At 33.9% G+C, this 20,928-nt stretch carries 14 protein-coding genes; 11 read left to right on the top strand and 3 right to left on the bottom strand.

Annotated elements, in window-relative coordinates; translation table 11 throughout:
* Positions 1–694: 694 nt before the first annotated feature.
* On the bottom strand, positions 695–1,711 hold the full coding sequence (locus BSF42_RS20010) for an LLM class flavin-dependent oxidoreductase (protein ID WP_095954862.1): 1,017 nt from the start codon (positions 1,709–1,711) through the stop codon (positions 695–697).
* A gap of 174 nt (positions 1,712–1,885) precedes the next feature.
* Here BSF42_RS20010 and BSF42_RS20005 point away from each other — a divergent pair, with 174 nt between their 5' ends.
* The 4 genes from BSF42_RS20005 (at position 1,886) to BSF42_RS19990 (ending at position 7,156) form a co-directional block, all read left to right on the top strand.
* Positions 1,886–2,401, top strand: a complete 516-nt coding sequence (locus tag BSF42_RS20005) for a DUF2975 domain-containing protein (RefSeq protein WP_095954861.1) — start codon at positions 1,886–1,888, stop codon at positions 2,399–2,401.
* A gap of 2 nt (positions 2,402–2,403) precedes the next feature.
* Entirely contained in the window at positions 2,404–2,610 is a 207-nt protein-coding gene (locus BSF42_RS20000; protein ID WP_095954860.1) for a helix-turn-helix transcriptional regulator, read from the top strand.
* A gap of 117 nt (positions 2,611–2,727) precedes the next feature.
* On the top strand, positions 2,728–3,612 hold the full coding sequence (locus tag BSF42_RS19995; RefSeq protein ID WP_095954859.1) for an ABC transporter ATP-binding protein: 885 nt from the start codon (positions 2,728–2,730) through the stop codon (positions 3,610–3,612).
* A gap of 4 nt (positions 3,613–3,616) precedes the next feature.
* Positions 3,617–7,156: a M1 family aminopeptidase gene (locus BSF42_RS19990; protein WP_095954858.1), complete on the top strand. Its 3,540-nt coding sequence runs from the start codon at positions 3,617–3,619 to the stop codon at positions 7,154–7,156.
* Positions 7,157–7,315: 159 nt separating this feature from the next.
* Here BSF42_RS19990 and BSF42_RS19985 read toward each other — a convergent pair whose 3' ends face one another.
* Positions 7,316–8,548: a polysaccharide deacetylase family protein gene (locus BSF42_RS19985; protein ID WP_172426727.1), complete on the bottom strand. Its 1,233-nt coding sequence runs from the start codon at positions 8,546–8,548 to the stop codon at positions 7,316–7,318.
* Positions 8,549–8,855: 307 nt separating this feature from the next.
* Here BSF42_RS19985 and BSF42_RS19980 point away from each other — a divergent pair, with 307 nt between their 5' ends.
* Entirely contained in the window at positions 8,856–9,641 is a 786-nt protein-coding gene (locus BSF42_RS19980) for an alpha/beta fold hydrolase (RefSeq protein WP_095954856.1), read from the top strand.
* Between the two features lie 164 nt (positions 9,642–9,805).
* Here the strand turns inward: BSF42_RS19980 and BSF42_RS19975 are convergent, their stop codons facing one another.
* Positions 9,806–11,779: a sigma 54-interacting response regulator gene (locus BSF42_RS19975; RefSeq protein ID WP_095954855.1), complete on the bottom strand. Its 1,974-nt coding sequence runs from the start codon at positions 11,777–11,779 to the stop codon at positions 9,806–9,808.
* 208 nt (positions 11,780–11,987) lie between these two features.
* Here BSF42_RS19975 and BSF42_RS19970 point away from each other — a divergent pair, with 208 nt between their 5' ends.
* From BSF42_RS19970 to kdpB, 6 genes are all read left to right on the top strand, one after another.
* Positions 11,988–14,429, top strand: coding sequence for a sensor histidine kinase (locus tag BSF42_RS19970; RefSeq protein ID WP_095954854.1), 2,442 nt, complete (start codon positions 11,988–11,990; stop codon positions 14,427–14,429).
* Between the two features lie 51 nt (positions 14,430–14,480).
* Positions 14,481–15,836, top strand: a complete 1,356-nt coding sequence (locus tag BSF42_RS19965; RefSeq protein WP_095954853.1) for a sigma-54 dependent transcriptional regulator — start codon at positions 14,481–14,483, stop codon at positions 15,834–15,836.
* Positions 15,837–16,209: 373 nt separating this feature from the next.
* The gene (locus tag BSF42_RS19960) at positions 16,210–16,491 is read left to right on the top strand and encodes a hypothetical protein (protein ID WP_026730398.1); all 282 of its coding nucleotides are present in this window, start codon (positions 16,210–16,212) and stop codon (positions 16,489–16,491) included.
* 170 nt (positions 16,492–16,661) lie between these two features.
* Positions 16,662–16,739 (top strand): K(+)-transporting ATPase subunit F, encoded by a 78-nt coding sequence (gene kdpF, locus BSF42_RS19955; protein ID WP_073099479.1) that lies wholly within the window; start codon positions 16,662–16,664, stop codon positions 16,737–16,739.
* Positions 16,740–16,811: 72 nt separating this feature from the next.
* Complete coding sequence (gene kdpA, locus BSF42_RS19950) at positions 16,812–18,533, top strand: potassium-transporting ATPase subunit KdpA (RefSeq protein WP_095954852.1); 1,722 nt, start codon at positions 16,812–16,814, stop codon at positions 18,531–18,533.
* Between the two features lie 235 nt (positions 18,534–18,768).
* Positions 18,769–20,826, top strand: coding sequence for a potassium-transporting ATPase subunit KdpB (gene kdpB, locus BSF42_RS19945; protein WP_095954851.1), 2,058 nt, complete (start codon positions 18,769–18,771; stop codon positions 20,824–20,826).
* Positions 20,827–20,928 lie beyond the last annotated feature (102 nt).

Genomic DNA, 20,928 nt, shown 5'->3' with positions numbered 1-20,928 from the left:
AGTGAACGTTTGTCGTTGTTGCGGGTGCAAAAGTACCACCTTTATTTACATTTACAAGCCTTTTTTTTATATTTTTTCCATGTTTTAAACGCTTTTTTCTTAACACTCTGATAACTGCTTATTTACATTTTATTTTTTTTTGAATCATTGTCAGTTTTTTCTTCATCACGCTGTTATTTCTACATTTTCAGCGTTTTTCAAAAGGTGGTTTTTGCGAATTTACAGGTTTTACAGGGATTTAGTTCATTTTGCCGCGAAGGCGCAATGGCTCAAAGTTTTGTTTTTCTGTCGTTTTATGAATCCCGCGGAGACCAGAAGGCTTATATTTTTCTTTTATATTCGTTTTGTTGCTGTTATTACACTCTGTTTCTTTTGAAAACTACTGCCCTAGCGGGAAACAGCTCCTTATTAAAATTAAATTCCAATTTTTTAAAATCCAAACTCCATTTGTCTGGATTGTGGGATATGGGACGCGGGCTTCGACTTCGCTCAGCCTGACATTGATTTTGATTAACAAATCGGATTTTTAATAACACCTGCGTTACGCATAAGACGCACTGCTGTGCGTCTCTACGGAAAATTGGATTTTAATTAATTTTATACATATATATAGGTATATAAAAAAGTAAACCCGACAGGTTTTAAAACCTGTCGGGTTGTGTGAATGAAATCTACTCTTTATATATATGTATACTTATATATGTATACTTTCATTTAAACTGTCGATTACTTCTTTTGTGATCTCAATGCTTTTTAGTTTTGCCTGATGGTCGAAGATTGGGCTTGTTACCATAAGCTCGTCGATTCTGGCGTAGTCTATGAACTTTTTCAAATCGGTTATTAATTGTTCTTTGTTTCCTGTAAAGGTTCCTGCTGTCATTTGGTTTACATGGAAACGCTCTTGTTCGTTCATAATGTCATCCAATGATGGAACGGGCGGCTGTAAACCTTTGCGGTCGTTTCTAATTAAGTTCAGAAACATTTGATGTAAACTTGTAGATAATAGTTCTGCTTCTTCGTTTGTATCTGCTGCAATGATATTAAGACAGGCCATTGTTTTGGGTTTGTCTAAATATTCTGAAGGCTGGAAATTTTCGCGGTAAAATTCAAATGCCTGAATCATCAGCTTAGGAGCAAAATGTCCAGCGAATGCATAAGGTAATCCGTAAGCTGCTGCTAATGCTGCGCTGTCCATACTTGATCCTAGAATCCAGATTGGGACTTTTAAACCTTCGGCTGGGAATGCACGTACTTTTCCTGTTTCATTTTCTGAAGAAAAATACCCTTGCAGTTTGCTTACATTTTGCGGAAAACGCTGTGCCTGCTCAAAAAAATCTTTTCGAATTGCTTCTGCAGTTGGCTGATCTGTTCCTGGGGCTCTTCCTAAACCTAAATCGATTCGGTTTGGATAAAGTGTTTCAAGGGTTCCGAATTGCTCGGCAACTACTAAAGGAGAGTGATTCGGCAGCATGATTCCGCCAGAACCTACGCGGATATTTTTTGTCTGACTTGCTACATAACCAATCAAAACAACTGTTGCTGTACTGGCAACATGTGCCATATTGTGATGTTCGGCCAGCCAAAATCGCTTGTATCCTAAATTATCTGCTAATTGCGCTATGTCTTTTGTTTTTTGAAATGTTTCTGAGGCATTGCTATCCTGAGTGATGATAGCTAGGTCTAATAAAGAGACCGAAATTGGGTTTTTCATATAAAAAAATGCTAGTATACAAAATTAACTCATTTATATGGATGCGTTTTGTTTTCTAATGTTAATAGAATTATAATATTCTTAAAAGAGCTAAGAAGCAGAATTTTTAATAATTAATTATTGTTTTACGATAATTAATTATACATTTGCAATATCAATTTAACTTTTCAGTTTATGAAGACAACTCATATTGTATCAAAAATACTATTTTACTTTACTCGATTTTTGGCTGTTATTTATTTCTTTCTGGCCTTATATTCTGTTTTTACTTTGCTAACAGGATTATTTTTGACATTTAAGGACAACGGAAGGTATTTTCAGGTTTGTTATCCTTTTACTTCTCATCCGTTAATGCTTGGTGATTATAATGTGCCGTATATTCTTTTTGATTTTTTGGCTCCTTTGAGTTTATATGGACTTTTCTTTTTATTAAGCAGTAATGTTTTTAAGGTATTTTATCAACCGAAATTATTTACTCCAAATGGAATTTCCCATTTAAGGCGTTTCTATTTATCCAATTTATTGATTCCAATTAGTGTAATTTTTGTGGCTTTCTTTTTTGTTCCGCTGGACAATGAAGTATCCATTTTTATCTTGCTGCACGGAATGCTTGGGGTTTTCGCCTACTTTTTAGCAGCGATTTTTAAACAAGGTTTAAACCTTCAGAACGAACAAGACTTATTTATATAACTATGCCAATAATTGTAAATGTTGATGTAATGCTTGCCAAACGCAAGATGCAGAGTAAAGAGTTGGCAGAAAAACTAAATATTACACCTGCTAATTTATCGATTCTAAAAACTGGAAAAGCAAAAGGAATCCGATTTGACACGCTCGAAGCTATTTGTAAAATATTAGACTGCCAGCCTGGCGATATTTTAGAATACTCGGCGGAATAGCTTTCTTCTAAATCTTAATTTCTAAATATAATAAATCGGTTTTTGAAGCCGAGAGGTATTCTATTGCCTAAATTTTTCACATCATAATTTAATTTAATCATCAAAATCAATCAAAAAATGAACAGTTTATCAATCAAAAATCTAAGCAAAACGTACGAGGACGGTACGAAAGCGATTGACCATTTATCGCTTGAAATTACAAACGGAATGTTTGGCTTATTAGGTCCAAACGGCGCAGGAAAGTCAAGCTTAATGCGAACTATTGCGGCTTTGCAGGAACCGACTTCTGGAATTATCGAGTTTAACGGAATTAATATTCTGGAAAATCCAATGTATGTTAGGCAAAATCTGGGTTACCTGCCACAGGAATTTGGCGTTTATCCTAAAATTTCTGCTTATCGACTTCTGGATCATCTGGCGGTTTTAAAGGGAATCGTCAACAAGAGGGAACGCCACGATCAAATTTTGTATTTGTTGCAGCAGACTAATTTACTGCAGCATAAAGACAAGGCGGTTCATTCTTTTTCTGGCGGTATGCGACAAAGGTTTGGCATTGCGCAGGCTTTGCTGGGAAATCCCAAGATTATTATTGTAGATGAACCAACAGCAGGACTTGATCCAGAGGAAAGAAACCGATTCAATAATCTGCTGAGTGAAATTGGTGAAAGCATTATTGTAGTTCTTTCGACTCACATTGTAGAAGACGTTCGTGATTTATGTCCGAAAATGGCAATTATCTCGAATGGAAAATTGATTTTGGAAGGAAAACCAAACGAAGCAATTGATTCTTTAAAAGATAAAATCTGGATGAAGGCGATTCAAAAACATGAATTAAACGATCACAAATTGAACTTTAATATCATTTCATCACATTTAAATTCAGGTAGAATCAATATTCATGTATTCTCAAATGAAAGACCTGATTCTGGTTTCGAATTAATCTCGCCAGATTTGAGCGATGTCTATTTTAGTGTTTTAAATCAAAATCAACTTAAAAATTAAAGTTATGCTTTCTAAATTAATTCAATTTGAATGGCATAACAATACCAGAAGCTGGACGTTTTATGCCACATTTATTATTTATTTAATATTAGGATTTTTTGTGAGTGCTTTTGCGAACTTTTCGTTTTCAGGCGCTTATAAAAATAGTCCGTTTGTGCTTGCGTATGCGATTGGGCTGATTTCGTTAATGACAATATTTTCGATTACACTTCAAACAGCGCAAAGTTTTTTAAAGGAATATGAAACGAAATTCGATTCGATTATTTTCTCCTCTCCTATTTCTAAGTTTCATTATTTGGCAAGTAAATTCATTACCGCATTTATAATTGCTGTAGTTTCTTTCGGAATGTTTATTATCGGAATGATCGTTGGGCATCAAATGTCATGGCTTGAAAAAAGTGAACTTGGACCTTTTGAAATTATAAATTATGTCTGGCCGTATTTGATCATAGTGATTCCCAATATTTTCTTGTGTCTTTCTATTCTCACAGCTTTAGCCTGGCTTACAAGAAGTAAACTTTTCATTTATGTTGGTGGTTTACTAATTTACATCTTATATATTGCGGGTTCGATTTTTTCTAATTCTCCCCTATTTGCGAATGCTTCTCCATCTTCGGCGAAAGCCATGTCTCTGGCAGCAAAAATAGATCCGTTTGGTTTGGCTGCTTTTTTAGAACAAACGAGATATTGGACAGCGATTGAAAAAAACACAGAACTGGTTTCGCTTTCGGGGAACTTTTTATTCAATCGGATTCTTTGGATTTTGGTTTCGATGCTTTTACTTTTTATTTCGTATCGATTGTTTTCTTTCCGAAAAACGAAAACCAAAAAAGTCAAAACGCCTAAAATTATTTCCAAAGAATTAAATGTGCTTTCTTCGGAAATTCCTAAAAACATCGAATTCAAAACTTTCAGACATAATTTTGCTATTTTTAAAAGTAATATTAAAATGGATATTTTTTTGATTCTAAAAGGAATTCCGTTTTTGTTGATTGTTCTCTTATTTTCGGGATTGTTAATGATTGAGATTTCGGATGAAATTGACGGTGGCATTCGATTAGCGGAAAAAATTACCGATACCGCTTTGTTGCTTACAACCATAATGGACCGCCTGCCTTTTATTCTGATCTTGATTCTTCTTTTTTATAGCAGTGAATTATTAAACCGAAGTGAGAATTCGAAATTTGAAATGCTGGAGAATACAGCGCCTTATTCTCAATTTGCAGTTATATTGGCGAAATTGACGTCACTTTTTATAATTCCATTAATCCTTATTAGTATCAGTATTTTGATTGGATGCGGATTTCAGTTTGCCAATGCTAATGCTCCAATCGAAATTGGTCTTTATCTTTCTTTATATTATTATCTGGGATTTCCGTTGTTGTTGATTTCAATAATGATTATTGCGATTCAGACTTTTATTAAAAATAAATATATCGGACTTTCAATTGCTGCTTTTGTCTGCATTTTGTTTTGTACTGGAATTGGAGAACAATTGGGGATTTCACATCCATTATTACGATTTGGAAATGCTTTTAAAACAGAATATTTTGATTTGAATGGTTTCGGAAGATATACTTTTCCTTTTCATATTTCGATGTTGTACAATTTCGGATTGGCTTTAATTCTGCTGACTTTGACAGGGATTTTATGGAAAAGGAGTGCTTCAATAGTAAAAACCTTTCGAAGAAATTCATTTAATATTATTCAAAAAACAACTTTAGGTTTTGGAATCATCCTTTTTATTGGTTTTGGAAGTTACCTTTTTTATAAAATTAACATCGAATATCCATATTTAACCGAAGAAGATCAGAATAACTGGAGCGAAAAATATGAAAATCCATTCAAAAAATATACAAATCTGGCACAGCCTACAATTGTTTCAGTAAAAAGTAAAGTCGATTTATTTCCAGAAGAAAACCGCTATGAAGTTAAAGGCAGTTATGAGTTAATCAATAATTCTGAAAAACCAATTGATAGTTTACTCCTATATATAGATCGAAATTCTAAACTGACTTCTATTGAGATTCCGAATTCTAAAAAACTAGATGATGTTTCAACATTCCATCATTATTGGTATCGCCTTAAAAAACCTTTGTTACCGCAGCAAAAAATGAAAATAAACTTTTCATTTGAGTCATCATGGTCGCCATTTAAAGGACATACGCCATTCAATTCAATAATCGAAAATGGTTCTTTTATGCGTATAAGCCGCTACTTTCCTCTTTTTGGTTATCAAGAATCGAATGAAATCAGCAGTAAAAAAGAACGAACCAAAAGACATTTAAAACCTCAGATGCCTCTTAAAAAACTGGAAGATAAATCGGAAATCAAATATGATTTTGTTGATTATGATGCTGTTGTTTCAACTTCAGAAAATCAAACTGCAATTGGTGTTGGAGATTTAATTGGAAAATGGAAGAAAAATAACCGCAATTATTTTCATTATCAATCAAATGGCAAGATTCCGTTTCGATTTGCTTTCGCTTCCGCGGAATGTCAAATCAAAAAAACAAATTATAAAGGTATTTCGATTGAAGTTTTTTATGATAAAAGACATTCTAGAAACATTGAAAAGTTAATTCAGGATGTACAGAATACGTTAGATTATTGTCAAAGTAATTTTGGAAAATATCCGTATAAATCCATTCGCTACGCCGAAGTTTCTGCTTTCGCCGATGGATTTGCTGCGACTTCCTATCCGTCGACAGTTTTTATGAAAGAGAATTTTGGTTTTTACAGCGATCTTACCAATAAAGACAAAGAAGATGTAATTAACCAATTAACGGCTCATGAAATGTCTCACGAGTGGTGGGGAAATGCGCAGATAAGTCCGGAACAAAAGGAAGGAAGCTGGATTTTGACCGAAACTTTGGCGCAGTATACAGAGCTGATGTTATATGAAAAAGAACATGGTTTGGAAAAAGCGCTGGAAACTCTAAAAATTCATCTCGATTTATATTTAAGCGCCAGAAGTTATGATCCTGAAACGCCTTTATACAAAACCAATTACGACACGCCGCATTTACCTTATGACAAAGGAATGATTATAATGCATCAATTGCGAATGTTAATTGGGGAAGAAAAAGTAAATCTGGCTTTGAAAAATTTTCTACATCAGTATAAATATCCAAATCCGTTTCCCGATGCTGAGGATTTATTGAAAGAGATTTATGCCGTAACGGATAAAAAACTGCATTCTAAATTAGATGAAATGTTTAAGCAGATTATTACCTATTCTTCAAAAATAGAATCGGTTACAAGCATTAAAAAAAATGGTTTTTATGAAGTTTCTTTTAAAGCTGTTTCTGAAAAATATCAGGAAAATGCAACTGGAGTACGAACACAAATTACAAACGACTCAACAATCAATATTGGAATTTACGATGAAAACCGAAAGTTATTCCATTATACTTTCCTTATAAAAAACAATAAAATCGAAGGTAAAATTAAACTTAAAACAAAACCTCAACGCATTGTTATTGATCCATATTTAATGAATATAGATACTTTTATAAAAGACAACGAAAAGGAAATTGGTTAGTTTGTAATTATTTAAACACATAGAAACATAGTTTTCTCTCTATCTTAAAAAGAAGATTAAAAGAAACTAGTTTCTAACACATAGCTATAAAACGCCTTTTACCAGTTGCAAAAACTATGTTTCTATGTGTTTATTTTTTTTAGCCACAGATTAATTGGATTATTTCCATTGAATTAAAATCTGTTTATGAGTTGTTTTTCCGTCGTCTTTTATTTTTAAATCTTTGTTGGATTCGATTTCAAATTTTGAAGAGGTATCAATTACTAATGAAATATCGCGATTTCTGAATGTTTCTGGAATTTCAGGTAACGCGATTGTCACTTCAATTTCTTTATTAGTCTGCTTGTACTCGACTTTAATTCTGTCTCTTAACCAAATATATTCGTAGACTTCCTGCCACGGCGCCATCCAGATGGAATCGTTTCCTTTTACGCCGTATTGATTAGAAAGCGTTGTCATATAATATTTAAAATCAGGAAAACGCATGCTTAAATTCCACAGATTTCCATTTCCTGTTCCGTGTGTAAATTCGTTAAACCAAACTGTATTGGATTGTTTAACAATCGAATCTATGGTTTTTAAATAACGATCCATTGTTTCAAAACTGGTTGTGTCTTTTGAACTCTGCACAAAAGTTCTCGCAGAAATCATTTTATCTAAATTCATTTTAGAATCAACGTTAAAAACTGGACCAACTCCTTTATAAGATGCAACAGAAAAAAATCCATTAGCAAGTGCTTCTTTCTCATATTCTAAATGGTAATCTGGATCGCCTTCTCCGCCTGGAACTACAAAATGAGACATTGTAAAATCAAGATTTTGTTTTATCGAAGTGGTATTTTCGGTTACTTCTGTCGAATAATTCGTGCCGTGTTTTGTTGCATGATGAAAACTGTGATTCAAAATATCCCAGCCAGCATTGTACATTTCCGTTATTTCTGGCCAGGAAAGATGTCCGCGGTTTGTTGGTAAATCACCAATTGAACCGCCGTTGACTGCCAGAGCCAATTTAAACGGAATTTTATTTCCGAATCCGTCTGAATAGAAAAGTCCTTTTGAAATTGTTCCGTCGCCGCCTTGATCGATTTTCCATTCGCTTTGGTTTGGACTGCTTATTTTTCCGCCATTCAATAATGGAAATGCTGTTAAATAAGCTGATCTGTATCCATCGTCAAGCGTAAAACTATAGGCGAAATGTTTATTGAATTTTAAAGGCGCCGGTTTTATTTTGACTTTACTATCCGATTTTAATTTGATTCTAAACGAAATAGTTTTAGCCTTTGTGGAATCTTTTTTAGCATTAAAATCATTTGCAAAAGAAAAAGAAACCGAAATAATCAGCAGAACTAAAGTGAATAAAAGTGGTTTTATCTCGTTATGTGGTATTTTCATTTTAAAGGTCAGGGTTAGATTTTCTAAAGGTACATTTTCTTTAAACATAAATTCATTTGATCAATTGAGCGCGGATAAAACAGATTCGCTTTGCGAAAACGCTGATTGACGCAGATTTGATTTTTTTAATAATAAAAAATAAAAATCCGTTTTTACCCCAATAAAAATTGATATTTCAATACCACAAAAAGTATTTAACGAAATATAATAATTCGAAAAGGAACAACACTACTTTAAACTCATAAAAATCAACACTTTGCAAAGAGGCATATCGTTTGCATTTCACCATTTATCTAAAAATCCTGTTATGTATCTTTCAAGTACCAAAACGATAGTATTTATTTCGGGAGCTTTTGTGAGCCATTTGTATTGGGGGAAATGGCTCACTTTTTTTGAAAATAAAGGATATAAAGTTGTGGCGCCTCCGTGGCTTCATAAAAATGATAGCGCTGCAAATTTAAGAGAGCAAAATCTGCGTGTGAAAATTGGGTCTATCAGTTTATTTGATCTTTTGTGTTATTATACCGAAATCATAGAAAAACTTCCTGAGAAACCTATTTTAGTGGGACATTCCTACGGCGGACTTTTGGTACAATTACTGGTTCAGAAAGATTTAGCCGAAGCGGGAATCTGCATTAATTCTTTTCCGCCAAAAGGCTTTACGGTTTTAAAATTTTCATTTTATAAAATCATTTTATGCTTTTCTTGCGCGATTTTTTCTTCTAAAAAAACTTTACTTTTATCGTTTGAAAATTGGAAGAATTTGTTTTTTAACGACATATCAAATCAAGAACAAAAAACAGAATATGATAAATTCGTTATTCCCGAATCTAAAAAAGCTTTGCGTAATTTGTTTTCAAAACAAGCAAAAATCAATTTTAGAAAAAAACATATTCCGCTTTTCTTTATTTCTTCTTCTAAAGATGAAATTATTCCGCCAAAATTGGTTAATTGGAATTTTAGAAAACATAGAAATTTACATTCCATAACTTGTTATAAAGAATTTAAAAACAAAAATCATTTTGTAATTCTTCATTACGAATGGCAGGAAGTGGCGGAAAGTATTGCAAAATGGATTGAAAAAGTAATTTGAAATTGTAATTAAACACATAGAAACCTAGTGTGTATTACCGCTAAAAGGCGTTTCACTTGCGTTAACATACAAAGCTAACTACGTGTTAGAAACTAGTTTCTTTTCATTTTCTTTTTAGTTAGAGAAAAAACTATGTTTCTATGTGTTATATTTTTTACAGTAGATTAACTTATTTCCCGCTTAATTTCTAACTTTTTAATTTTTGAATTTAAAGTGGAAGGATGAATATCCAGAATTTCGGCTGCTCCGCCTGCGCCTGATATTTTTCCGTTACATTTCTTAAGGATATATAAAATGTAATCCCGTTCATTCTCTAAAATAGTTTTAATTGAAAATGAATCCATATTTTGTTGCGGATGCATTTTTGATGAAGGTGAAAATTCAACTGTTTTAATCGTATTTCCTTCCGTCAACAATAACGTACGCTGTATAAGATGCTCCAATTCCCTGATGTTTCCCGGCCAGTCGTAACTTGTAATTTGCTGTAAGGCATTATCAGAAAGTATTGGTATTTTTCGATTCATGCGATCGCTGTATACTTTTATAAAATGATCTGCCAATTCTGGAATATCTTCTTTTCTCTTTTTAAGCGAAGGAACTAAAATTGGAAAAACATGCAGACGATAATACAAATCCATTCTAAAACGTCCGGCTGCCACTTCTTCTTCGAGGTTTTTATTGGTTGCGGCAATAATTCTAACATCAATTTTTATGGGCATAAGGCCTCCAACGCGTTCTATTTCACGTTCTTGCAATACACGCAGTAATTTTACCTGAAGTTCTAAAGGCATCTCTCCTATTTCATCAAGGAAAATAGTTCCGCCGTTTGCCAGTTCAAATTTACCAATCCGCTTTTCCGAAGCGCCCGTAAAAGCCCCTTTTTCATGTCCGAACAATAATGATTCTGCTAGGTTTTCAGGAATAGCGCCACAGTTTATAATGATAAGCGGTTTGTCTTTTCGAGGTGATAAATCATGAATGCTTTTGGCAATTTTTTCTTTTCCCGTTCCGCTTTCGCCTAAAATTAAAACCGAAGTATCAGACGGTGCTACTTTTTTGATGTAATTAAAAACCGTTACCATTTGAGAACTATTTCCAATTATTCCCTCAAAACCAGTTTTTATATTTTCAACTTTTTCCCTTTTAACAGGAACTTCTTTTATCTCTGTAATTAGTGTGGCAGGCGAATAAAAACGAGAAATAAATTTTGAAAATGTATTTTCAAGATTAGATAATAATTTCAGATTTTCATTTGAATAAATATTGAAATTACGGCTGTAAAAAGTCAAGCAAAAACGCTCCGAAATTGCAATCGAAAGCGGAAAAACCAAATACGATTTGATTCCGAAATTATGTGAAATAATTCCTTTTATTGGTGCCGACTGAAAATTATTAATCAGCGATTCTTCACTGTAAACAACAGGTTTTAGATCAATCTGCGATTTTATATAAGTTTCGTTTAATTCTTTTATAGAGATATCAGCAATCTGCGAAAGCTTTTGTACGTTAATAATTTGATATTGATCGATATTTTTTCTGATGATTCCGAGATTAGAATATTCATCTGCACTTACAAACCCAGCCTCTAAATAATCAAAACAAACAAAAGTCTGAATGATTTTGGCAAAAGCCAGTAAAGCTTCTTCGAGTTTGAGATTGGAATTGATTATTTCTGTAATCTCGTTTTTCAATTCTAACTGCTGCATTAACTGCGATTCAAGACTGTATTCTTGTCTGTAAAAAGCAATTTCGAGAGTGGTCAAAATATCCTGTTCTCTAAACGGTTTTACAATAAATCCGTATGGATGTGTTGTTTTCGCCTGATCCAAAATTCTCTTGCTTGAATTGGCAGAAATAAAAATAAAGCCGATATTTTTTTCTTTTAAAACGTGCGCCAGTTCGATTCCGTTTTTATCTCCTTTGAGCATAATATCAACAAATACCAAATCTGGTTTCTGGGTCTGAATTACATCCAAAGCTTGATCTACCGAACGCACAATCCCGATCACTTTATAATTTGCTTTTTCGAGAATTAATTGCAAATCATGCGCTTCAATAAATTGATCTTCTACAATTAAAATTTGTTTTTGAAAGTCATTTTCGTCAGATTGAGGGCTTTTATCAGACAAGGTTCCCATAAATGTAGTATTATTTATATTATAATCCCGTAATTCACTGCTATAAAAATAGTTAAATAACCTCAGTAATTTCAGTGTTTTGAAAAAATTGTACCAAAAAAACCATATTTAATGTGAATTTTCTTGATATTTTTCAAAAAAAGCGAACTTCTTTATTTCTATATTTGTTTTACCAAAAACCATCCAAAAACCTAATATTTAACAAATTATGAAGCGATTCGTTATTTACTATTTGCTTTTATTCGTTACCACTTCATCTTTGGCACAACTAGCTCCAGCAGTTGCCAAATATGATCTTCCTAAAAAAAGATTATTGATACAAGCCTCATCGATGTATTTGTACAATGCCAATCAAGGTGCAATTGATGTCGACAGTGCCGTAGTTGTCGCATGCAAAGCTTACAAACTCCCTGTTTCGTTAAGTTACGATGAGGGTTTTTATGATGATGCTAAACTAATTGGAAATGATTTAATCCAGAAAGGCGATATCAATTCTGTACAAAAACTTTTAGCTAAATCAAAAGGAGAAGACAGAATCAAACTATTGCTTCAGTTAGGAAGTTTTTATTTATTTAAACCTAGTATGAAACCACAGGATTTAAAAAATGCAGACTTATATATAAAGCAAGCTGTTGCCGCCAGTAAGCAGCTTAAAATAAAAAAATGGCAGCAGCAAAGTTTACTATTGTTAGGTAAATATTACTATCAGGCCAATAATCCGATTGAAGGTAAAAATTGTTTTGCAAAAGTTATAAATGAATGCCGAAAACAAAATGACAAACGAGGTCTTGCCGAAGCGATAGATGCTTACGGAACTCTTTTATTTAATCTTGATCCCGAAAAAGAAAAGATCCTGCAGGAAGCCGTTTCGCTTTATGCGTCTTTAGGAATGGAAGAGAAAAGAATCGAAAATTACATGAAGATTACTACTATTTATTTTTGGGGAAGAAAAATAAATGAGGCCAAAAAAAGGTTATACCAAAATTTAGCCGATTTACGAAAAATCAATTTCACACATCAGCAGTTTGCAGAAACAACAATTGTTTATATTGAATTATTTCAGCACAATATACAAACGGCTTTATATTATGCCTTGAAAAGTGTAAAAAGAATGGATGTTGAAAAGGACTATACTTTTGGAGATGTTTTTTATATGCGTTTGGGTGATGTTTATAACCATTATGGTCATCATGAAGAAGCATTAGAATTATACAAGAAAAGCATAGATATAGGCCGACAGACAATTGACACTGGAACTTGGTATAAAAGTTTTTACAGCGCTGTAGCTGCTTTATCCTTAAAAGGAAAAACGAAAGAAGCTATTGGCTACATTAATTCAATGACAGAAAAATATCCTCCTAAAAGCATTTTCGATAAAATGTCTGTTGCATATATTAAGGCTAATTGTTATGAAGTATTAAAAGATTTTGCTCGGGCCGAAAAGTATTTTAAAGAAACGGCTTATTACGCTGGTCACTTAAATAGCCCCGAAACATTTAGAGAAGTTATTCATGAGTATACGATTATAGCGTTATTTTATATCAGGATCAAAAAACCAGAAGAGGCCAAATTTTATGCTGATAAGGTTTTTACTCTTATGAGAACTAAAGACACAACTTATAATTCAGAAGCGCTTCAGCTTTTATTGTATAAAACAGATTCTATTAAAGGAAATTATAAAGATGCTTTAGTGCATTTTCAGGATTATAAAAAAATAACCGATTCTGTTCATGGAGTTGACAAAAACAAACAAATCGATGAACTTAAAATTCAATATGAAACGGCCAATAAAGAACAAAAAATTAAGCTTTTAAACAATCAGGATAAATTGCAAAAAAGCGAACTTCAAAAATCTAAGCTTTTAAATAGCGTATCGATTTGGAGTTTGGTTTTATTACTGATTATCATTGCGTTATTATTTAACAGATATCGCTTAAAACAACGAAATCACACCAAACTTGAAATCAAGGAAAAAGAGATCAACCAGAAAAACATTAATTTGAAACATTTACTGGATGAGAAAGAATGGCTTTTGAAAGAAATTCACCATCGGGTGAAAAATAATCTGCAGACAGTCATTAGTCTTTTGAATTCGCAATCGGCTTATTTGGATAATGATATGGCTTTATCGGCGATAAAAAACAGTCAGCACAGGATTCATTCCATGTCTTTAATTCATCAAAAATTATATAGCTCAGAAAATATTTCAACAATTAATATGCCCAATTACATTAAGGAATTGGTCGAATATTTACGAGAATCTTTTTCGCTTGGGCAAAGAATTCGTTTTGATGTAAAAGTAGATCCGCTTGAATTGGATGTGGCACACGCAGTTCCGCTTGGATTGATTTTAAATGAAGCAATTACAAATTCAATTAAATATGCTTTTCCCGAAGATCGAACCGGAATGATTTACGTAACGCTGGAAACCAAAGCCGAAAATCACTACCTCCTGACAATTTCTGATAACGGAATTGGTTTTGATTTAGACGAAAGCGATAAAAAAGCAAACTCATTCGGAATGATGCTAATAAAAGGTTTAACCGATGATCTTGACGGAAAATTAAGCATCGAAAATAATAACGGAACCGTTTTGAAAATCGAATTTTCGCAAGAATTTCCTCTGAATCAAAAAAGGCAAATGATTTAAAACCTAAATTTGTATCACGAAAATAAATTTCGGTTCTAGCTTTTTCCTTAAATGACATACAAAATTTTAATTATAGACGACGAAGAAAAACTTAGAAGTCTGCTGGCGCGTATTATAAAATCGGAAGGATTTGAAGTTTTTGAAGCCAAAGATTTAAAATCAGGTTTTAAAAAACTCGAACAAACTGATATTGATGTGGTTTTGTGTGATGTAAAACTCCCTGATGGAAACGGCGTTGATTTTCTGCAAAATATAAAAGAAAATTTTCCTTTAGTAGAAGTTATTCTGCTAACCGCTTTCGGAAATATTCCAGACGGCGTTCAGGCCATGAAAAATGGTGCTTTTGATTATATTGTAAAAGGCGATGATAACGATAAAATTATTCCGCTTCTTTATAAAGCGGTAGAAAAAGTACAGTTGCAGAAAAAAGTGCAACAGCTCGAAAAACGTATTGGCAAGAAATATTCTTTCAACACCATTATAGGGAAATCAAAAGGAATTGAACAGGTTATTGATCTCGCACAAAAAGTCGCTAAAACAGATTCGACAGTTTTACTAACCGGCGAAACTGGAACTGGAAAAGAAGTTTTTGCACAGGCAATTCATGAAAACAGCCTTCGCGTTGGCAAATCATTTGTGGCGCTAAACTGCAGTACTTTCAGTAAAGAAATTTTAGAAAGCGAACTATTTGGTCATAAACAAGGTGCTTTTACCGGAGCTTTAAAAGATAAAAAAGGTTTTATCGAAGAAGCCAACGGCGGTACTCTATTTTTGGATGAAATTGGTGAAATGCCAATTGATCTTCAGGCCAAATTACTGCGTGTTTTAGAAACTTCCGAATATATTCCGGTTGGCGATACCACTCCAAAAAAATCAAATTTCAGATTAATTGCCGCTACAAACCGAGATTTAAAAACAGAAAGTGAAGAACACCGTTTCCGTTCTGATTTGTATTTCCGTTTGAATATCTTTGAAATCAAATTACCTTCTCTAAAAGAAAGAATCAAAGACATTGCACTATTGGCGAATTATTTCGTCAAGCAGTTTTCTGAAAAAACAAATAAAAAAACTTTAAATATAGCCGATGATTTTTTGGAGAAATTAGAAAATTATTCTTGGCCGGGAAATATTCGCGAACTTAAAAACATCATCGAAAGATCGGTTATTTTGAGTACTGGCGATACTTTAACTTCAGATGTTCTGCCTTATGAAATGCAGCATCAGCCAGAAAAACCTACCAAATCAATGTCGGCTTTCTCTATGCAAAGTATTGAGAAACTTCATATACAAAAGGTTTTGAATTATACTAAAGGCAATAAAGCGGAAACGGCCAGATTGTTGGAAATTGGAATTGCGACTTTATATAGAAAATTGGAAGAATATGGGATTGAAAATTCCAAAATTTAAATTCCAAATCTCAAGTAAAATAACAATGTCAAATTCAATTTTTAAAGCTTCAGAGAAGCGAAATATTTATAGAATTATTTATTGCCAATGATGTAAAGCTCCAGCGGAGCGACACCTACACAATCCAAAAAAATTTTTCACCCCGCTTGGGGCTCTGATGACTATGATTCTTTATTTCTATAAATATTTCGCTCCTCCGGCGCTTGACAATAACATATCAAAACGAGAAAAGCTTATCAAAATGATAAGCTTTTTTTATGCGCATTTTTTGGCACAAAACCACATTCCTTTTATTGACAGCACTTTAACTGTAACTTGACTTTTTCGGAACATCTTTTGGCATAAGGAGGAAGAACATTAAAATTTCATCCAAATGAAAAATCAAGTCACCTCAATCTACAAACAAGCGGAACGTTTTGCCGAGATAACCAAAAAATCTATTATTTCCGGCAACATCGTTCGTGCAAAAAAATGCTTAGCTCTTGCCGAACGTTTGTTTATAACGGGAAGCATCGAAACTAAAAATGCCATTTCTAATGTGTATGTTTTCTCAGTTTCTTCTTTTATGGAAGTGCGTCACTGCAATATTTCACATCTTTTTCCACAAACGCTTAAAGCAGAATATATCAAGCAGGTTAATGCGTCTGGCGTGTAAAAGTTTAATCGGTTAACTGTTTAATTGTTTAATCGGAAAATCTAAAATCTGAACTCTAAAATCTAAAATCTAAAATAAATTATATGATCACTTTTCTTTTACTCGCATTGGCTGTTTTGCTGTTTGCGATTTGTTTTAAATCAGTTGAATTTTTTGAAAAAATCTAAATCATGACTGCACTATTTATTATTTCAATCGCCGTTTTCGTCTATTTGATTTACGTATTAATCAAACCCGAAAAATTTTAAAAATGAATTTTTAGAATTTAAGATTGTCTCAAAAAATCTAAAATCTAAAATCAACAATCTAAAATTAAATATATGAATACAGAATTATTAGGCGTCATTGGTATTTTTATCCTCACCATTGTTTTGGCAATTCCTTTAGGAAAATATATTGCTAAAGTTTTCTTGGGAGATAAAACACTTCTTGACCCAATTTTCAATCCAATTGAAAAATTTATTTTCAAAATCAGCGGAATTAATTCCAATGAAGAAATGAACTGGAAACAACACTTAAAAGCTCTTTTGAGCATTAACATGGTTTGGTTCTTTCTTTGTTTTTTTGTCTTATTGTTTCAAGGTTCTTTACCATTAAACCCAGATAATAATCCATCGATGACGCCTGATCTGGCATTTAATACCTCCATTTCATTTTTAGTCAATTGCGATTTACAGCATTATTCTGGCGAAAGCGGTGTTTCTTATTTATCTCAAATGGTTTTAATGTTCCTGCAATTTGTTTCTGCTGGTGTCGGAATCGCAGCTGCGGCAATGGTTTTTACTGCAATGAGAGAAAGAAGTACCGATAAATTAGGGAATTTCTACAACTATTTCATCAAAAGCTGTACCCGTATTTTATTGCCTCTTTCTGCAATTGTTGCTGTTGTTTTAGTTTTCAGCGGTACTCCAATGACTTTTGAAGGAAAAGATACTATTACAACTCTTCAAGGTGATCATGTAGAAGTTTCGCGCGGACCAGCAGCAGCTTTTATTGCGATTAAACATATTGGTACAAATGGAGGTGGTTTTTTTGGAGCTAATTCGGCACATCCGTTAGAAAACCCAACTTATGCAACAAATGCCGTTGAACTTTGGGCGCAAATGATTATTCCGTTTGCGATGATTTTTGCACTTGGATTTTTCCTGAACAAAAGAAAATTCTCTCATATCATTTTTGGTGTAATGACGGTTGGATTCTTACTATTAGTAATTCCAACAATCTCAAGCGAACTTAACGGAAATCCTGCCATTGAAAAAATGGGAATCGCTCAGGCAGCTGGAGCTATGGAAGGAAAAGAAGTTCGGTTTGGACCCGCAATTTCAGGATTCTGGAGTATTGCTACAACCGTAATTTCTACAGGTTCTGTAAATAGTATGCACGATAGTGCGATGCCGGTTTCTGGAGCGATGCAATTATTGGCCATGATGGTCAATGCCTTCTACGGAGGCTGTGGCGTGGGTTACCTCAACTTTTATATTTTCATTATTCTGGCTGTATTTATTTCCGGATTAATGGTTGGTCGAACTCCTGAATTTTTAGGAAAGAAAATCGAAGCACGGGAAGTTAAAATCGCTGCTTTCATCGCTATTCTTCATCCTTTATTGATATTAGCAGGAACAGCTTTAGCATCTTATTTTGCTGCACATGATACTGCAATGGGTTATTGGTTTAGCGGAAATGCAACAGGCTGGCTAAACAATCCTGGAAATCACGGATTCTCTGAAATGTTATACGAATATACTTCGAGCGCTGCCAACAATGGTTCTGGATTTGAAGGTTTAGGAGATAACAATCCGTTCTGGAATATCTCTACAGGAATTGTTTTATTGTTAAGCCGTTTCATTCCGATTATCGGCCCATTGGCAATTGCAGGTTTATTGGCAAACAAAAAATACATTCCTGAAAGTGCGGGAACTTTAAAAACGGATACTACAATTTTTGGAATAATGGTTTTCGCTGTGATTGCCATTATTGCTGCTTTATCATTCTTTCCTGCTTTGGCGCTAGGTCCATTAGCTGAATATTTTACAATCAAATAATAACTCATTTTTCAATGCTGAAAATTTAAACACATAGAAATATAGAATCTAATTATCTAAAACGTAATGTATTTCAATATAGCCCGCGGTTTCAACCGTGGGAGACACGGAGACGATAAGGATTGTGTTAATATATTGCGCTCCCACGGTTGAAACAGTGGGCTATGTTTCATAGCATTCGTATTTACAATTTTATCTCTAAGTGTTTAAATCAGTTAAACAAAATAATCTAAAAATGACAACTAATAAATCCGCATCATTATTTGAAAGCAAACAGGTAAAAGAAGCCCTAGTGCAATCTTTTGTCAAATTGAATCCAAAATTGATGATCAAAAATCCGGTAATGTTTACCGTAGAAATAGGAACTGCGATCATGTTTGCCGTTTGTGTTTCCATATTAATGGGAGCAACAGATCAAGGCAGTTTCACGTATAATTTAATTGTGTTTTTAATTTTACTGGCAACACTTTTATTTGCGAATTTTGCCGAAGCAATTGCTGAAGCCAGAGGAAAAGCGCAAGCTGACAGTTTAAGAAAAACGCGTGAAGAAACTCCAGCGAGACAAATTTTACCTAACGGAGAAATCAAAAACATCAGTTCATCTGAATTGAAAAAAGGAGATATTTTCGTTTGCGAAGCCGGTGATTTAATTGCAACTGACGGTGAAATTATCGAAGGTTTAGCCACTATCGACGAAAGCGCCATTACCGGAGAAAGTGCTCCTGTGATTCGCGAAGCCGGCGGTGATAAATCGTCTGTAACCGGAGGAACAAAAGTACTGTCTGATAAAATTAAAGTAATTGTAACCTCAGAACCTGGCGAAAGTTTTCTAGATAAAATGATTGCTTTGGTTGAAGGTGCAAGCCGTCAGAAAACACCAAACGAAATCGCTTTGACCATTTTATTAGCCGCATTTACTTTAATCTTCGTGATTGTGTGCGTTACGCTAAAACCGTTTGCCGACTATGCCAACGCACCCATTACGATTGCGGCTTTTATTGCACTTTTTGTTTGTTTGATTCCAACGACAATTGGAGGTTTATTATCAGCAATTGGTATTGCGGGAATGGACAGGGCTTTGCGTGCAAACGTAATTACAAAATCTGGAAAAGCGGTTGAAACTGCCGGAGATATTGATGTATTGCTTTTGGATAAAACTGGAACTATCACCATTGGAAACAGAAAAGCAACCAATTTTTATCCGACAAAAGGAATTTCCTTGGATGATTTTATAAAATCTGCCGTATTAAGTTCGCTTGCAGATGATACTCCAGAAGGAAAAAGTATTATTGAATTGAGTAATACGATCAATTTAAATGGTAAAATGCAAGAAGACATTTCACATTTTACAGAAAATATTTCACATACAATCAAATTTACCGCAGAAACCAGAACTTCTGGAGTCGTTTTAAAAGACGGAACCAATATTAGAAAAGGTGCGCAAGATGCTGCAAAAAACATTGCACTTCAAGCTGGGAATTCATTTCCGGAAGATACGGCTCAAAAAGTAATTGACATTTCGACAAACGGAGGAACACCCTTGGTTGTGATAAAAAACAATCAGGTTCAAGGTGTGATCGAATTGCAGGATATTATTAAAACGGGAATGAAAGAACGTTTTGACCGATTGAGAAAAATGGGTGTAAAAACGGTGATGGTTACCGGAGATAATCCGCTTACGGCGAAGTTTATCGCTGAGGCTGCAGGTGTTGATGATTTTATTGCCGAAGCAAAGCCTGAGGATAAAATGAACTACATCAAAAACGAACAAAACTTGGGTAAACTTGTTGCCATGATGGGCGACGGAACCAACGACGCTCCTGCCCTTGCGCAAGCCAATGTGGGTGTTGCCATGAACAGCGGCACTCAAGCGGCAAAAGAAGCCGGAAACATGGTCGATCTTGACAATGACCCAACAAAACTTATTGAGATTATCGAAATTGGAAAACAGCTTTTAATGACTCGCGGAACTTTAACGACGTTCTCAATTGCGAATGACGTTGCCAAATATTTTGCTATCGTTCCTGCACTTTTTATTACTGCGATTCCCGCTTTGCAAGGTTTAAATATTATGCATTTGCATAGTCCGGAAAGTGCTATTTTATCGGCTGTAATTTTCAATGCGATTATCATTCCGATCTTGATTCCGCTTGCGTTGAGAGGCGTTGATTACAAACCAATTGGAGCAAGTGCAATCCTTAAAAGAAATCTTTTGATGTATGGTTTAGGCGGATTGATTGTTCCTTTTATCGGAATAAAGTTAATTGATTTGGTTGTAGCTCTTTGTATGTAAAATTAAACCTGACAGGTTTACAAAACTCAAATTAAAAACATAGACTTTGGATTGCTAGTTTTCTAAAAAAAACTTAGAACCTTAGCAACTTAGTCCCTTAGA

Origin of the sequence: Flavobacterium sp. ACN6 (assembly GCF_002304005.1) — a bacterium.
In the GTDB taxonomy this organism is placed as follows: domain Bacteria; phylum Bacteroidota; class Bacteroidia; order Flavobacteriales; family Flavobacteriaceae; genus Flavobacterium.
Note: the sequence above shows the minus strand (reverse complement) of the source record. Positions and strands in the feature narration are given on the sequence as shown.

Bases quoted from the DNA above. Each gene is read 5' to 3' on its own strand.
- BSF42_RS20010 (WP_095954862.1), bottom strand. From the start codon at position 1,711: ATGAAAAACCCAATTTCGGTCTCTTTATTAGACCTAGCTATCATCACT.
- BSF42_RS20005 (WP_095954861.1), top strand. From the start codon at position 1,886: ATGAAGACAACTCATATTGTATCAAAAATACTATTTTACTTTACTCGA.
- BSF42_RS20000 (WP_095954860.1), top strand. From the start codon at position 2,404: ATGCCAATAATTGTAAATGTTGATGTAATGCTTGCCAAACGCAAGATG.
- BSF42_RS19995 (WP_095954859.1), top strand. From the start codon at position 2,728: ATGAACAGTTTATCAATCAAAAATCTAAGCAAAACGTACGAGGACGGT.
- BSF42_RS19990 (WP_095954858.1), top strand. From the start codon at position 3,617: ATGCTTTCTAAATTAATTCAATTTGAATGGCATAACAATACCAGAAGC.
- BSF42_RS19985 (WP_172426727.1), bottom strand. From the start codon at position 8,548: ATGAAAATACCACATAACGAGATAAAACCACTTTTATTCACTTTAGTT.
- BSF42_RS19980 (WP_095954856.1), top strand. From the start codon at position 8,856: ATGTATCTTTCAAGTACCAAAACGATAGTATTTATTTCGGGAGCTTTT.
- BSF42_RS19975 (WP_095954855.1), bottom strand. From the start codon at position 11,779: ATGGGAACCTTGTCTGATAAAAGCCCTCAATCTGACGAAAATGACTTT.
- BSF42_RS19970 (WP_095954854.1), top strand. From the start codon at position 11,988: ATGAAGCGATTCGTTATTTACTATTTGCTTTTATTCGTTACCACTTCA.
- BSF42_RS19965 (WP_095954853.1), top strand. From the start codon at position 14,481: ATGACATACAAAATTTTAATTATAGACGACGAAGAAAAACTTAGAAGT.
- BSF42_RS19960 (WP_026730398.1), top strand. From the start codon at position 16,210: ATGAAAAATCAAGTCACCTCAATCTACAAACAAGCGGAACGTTTTGCC.
- kdpF (WP_073099479.1), top strand. From the start codon at position 16,662: ATGACTGCACTATTTATTATTTCAATCGCCGTTTTCGTCTATTTGATT.
- kdpA (WP_095954852.1), top strand. From the start codon at position 16,812: ATGAATACAGAATTATTAGGCGTCATTGGTATTTTTATCCTCACCATT.
- kdpB (WP_095954851.1), top strand. From the start codon at position 18,769: ATGACAACTAATAAATCCGCATCATTATTTGAAAGCAAACAGGTAAAA.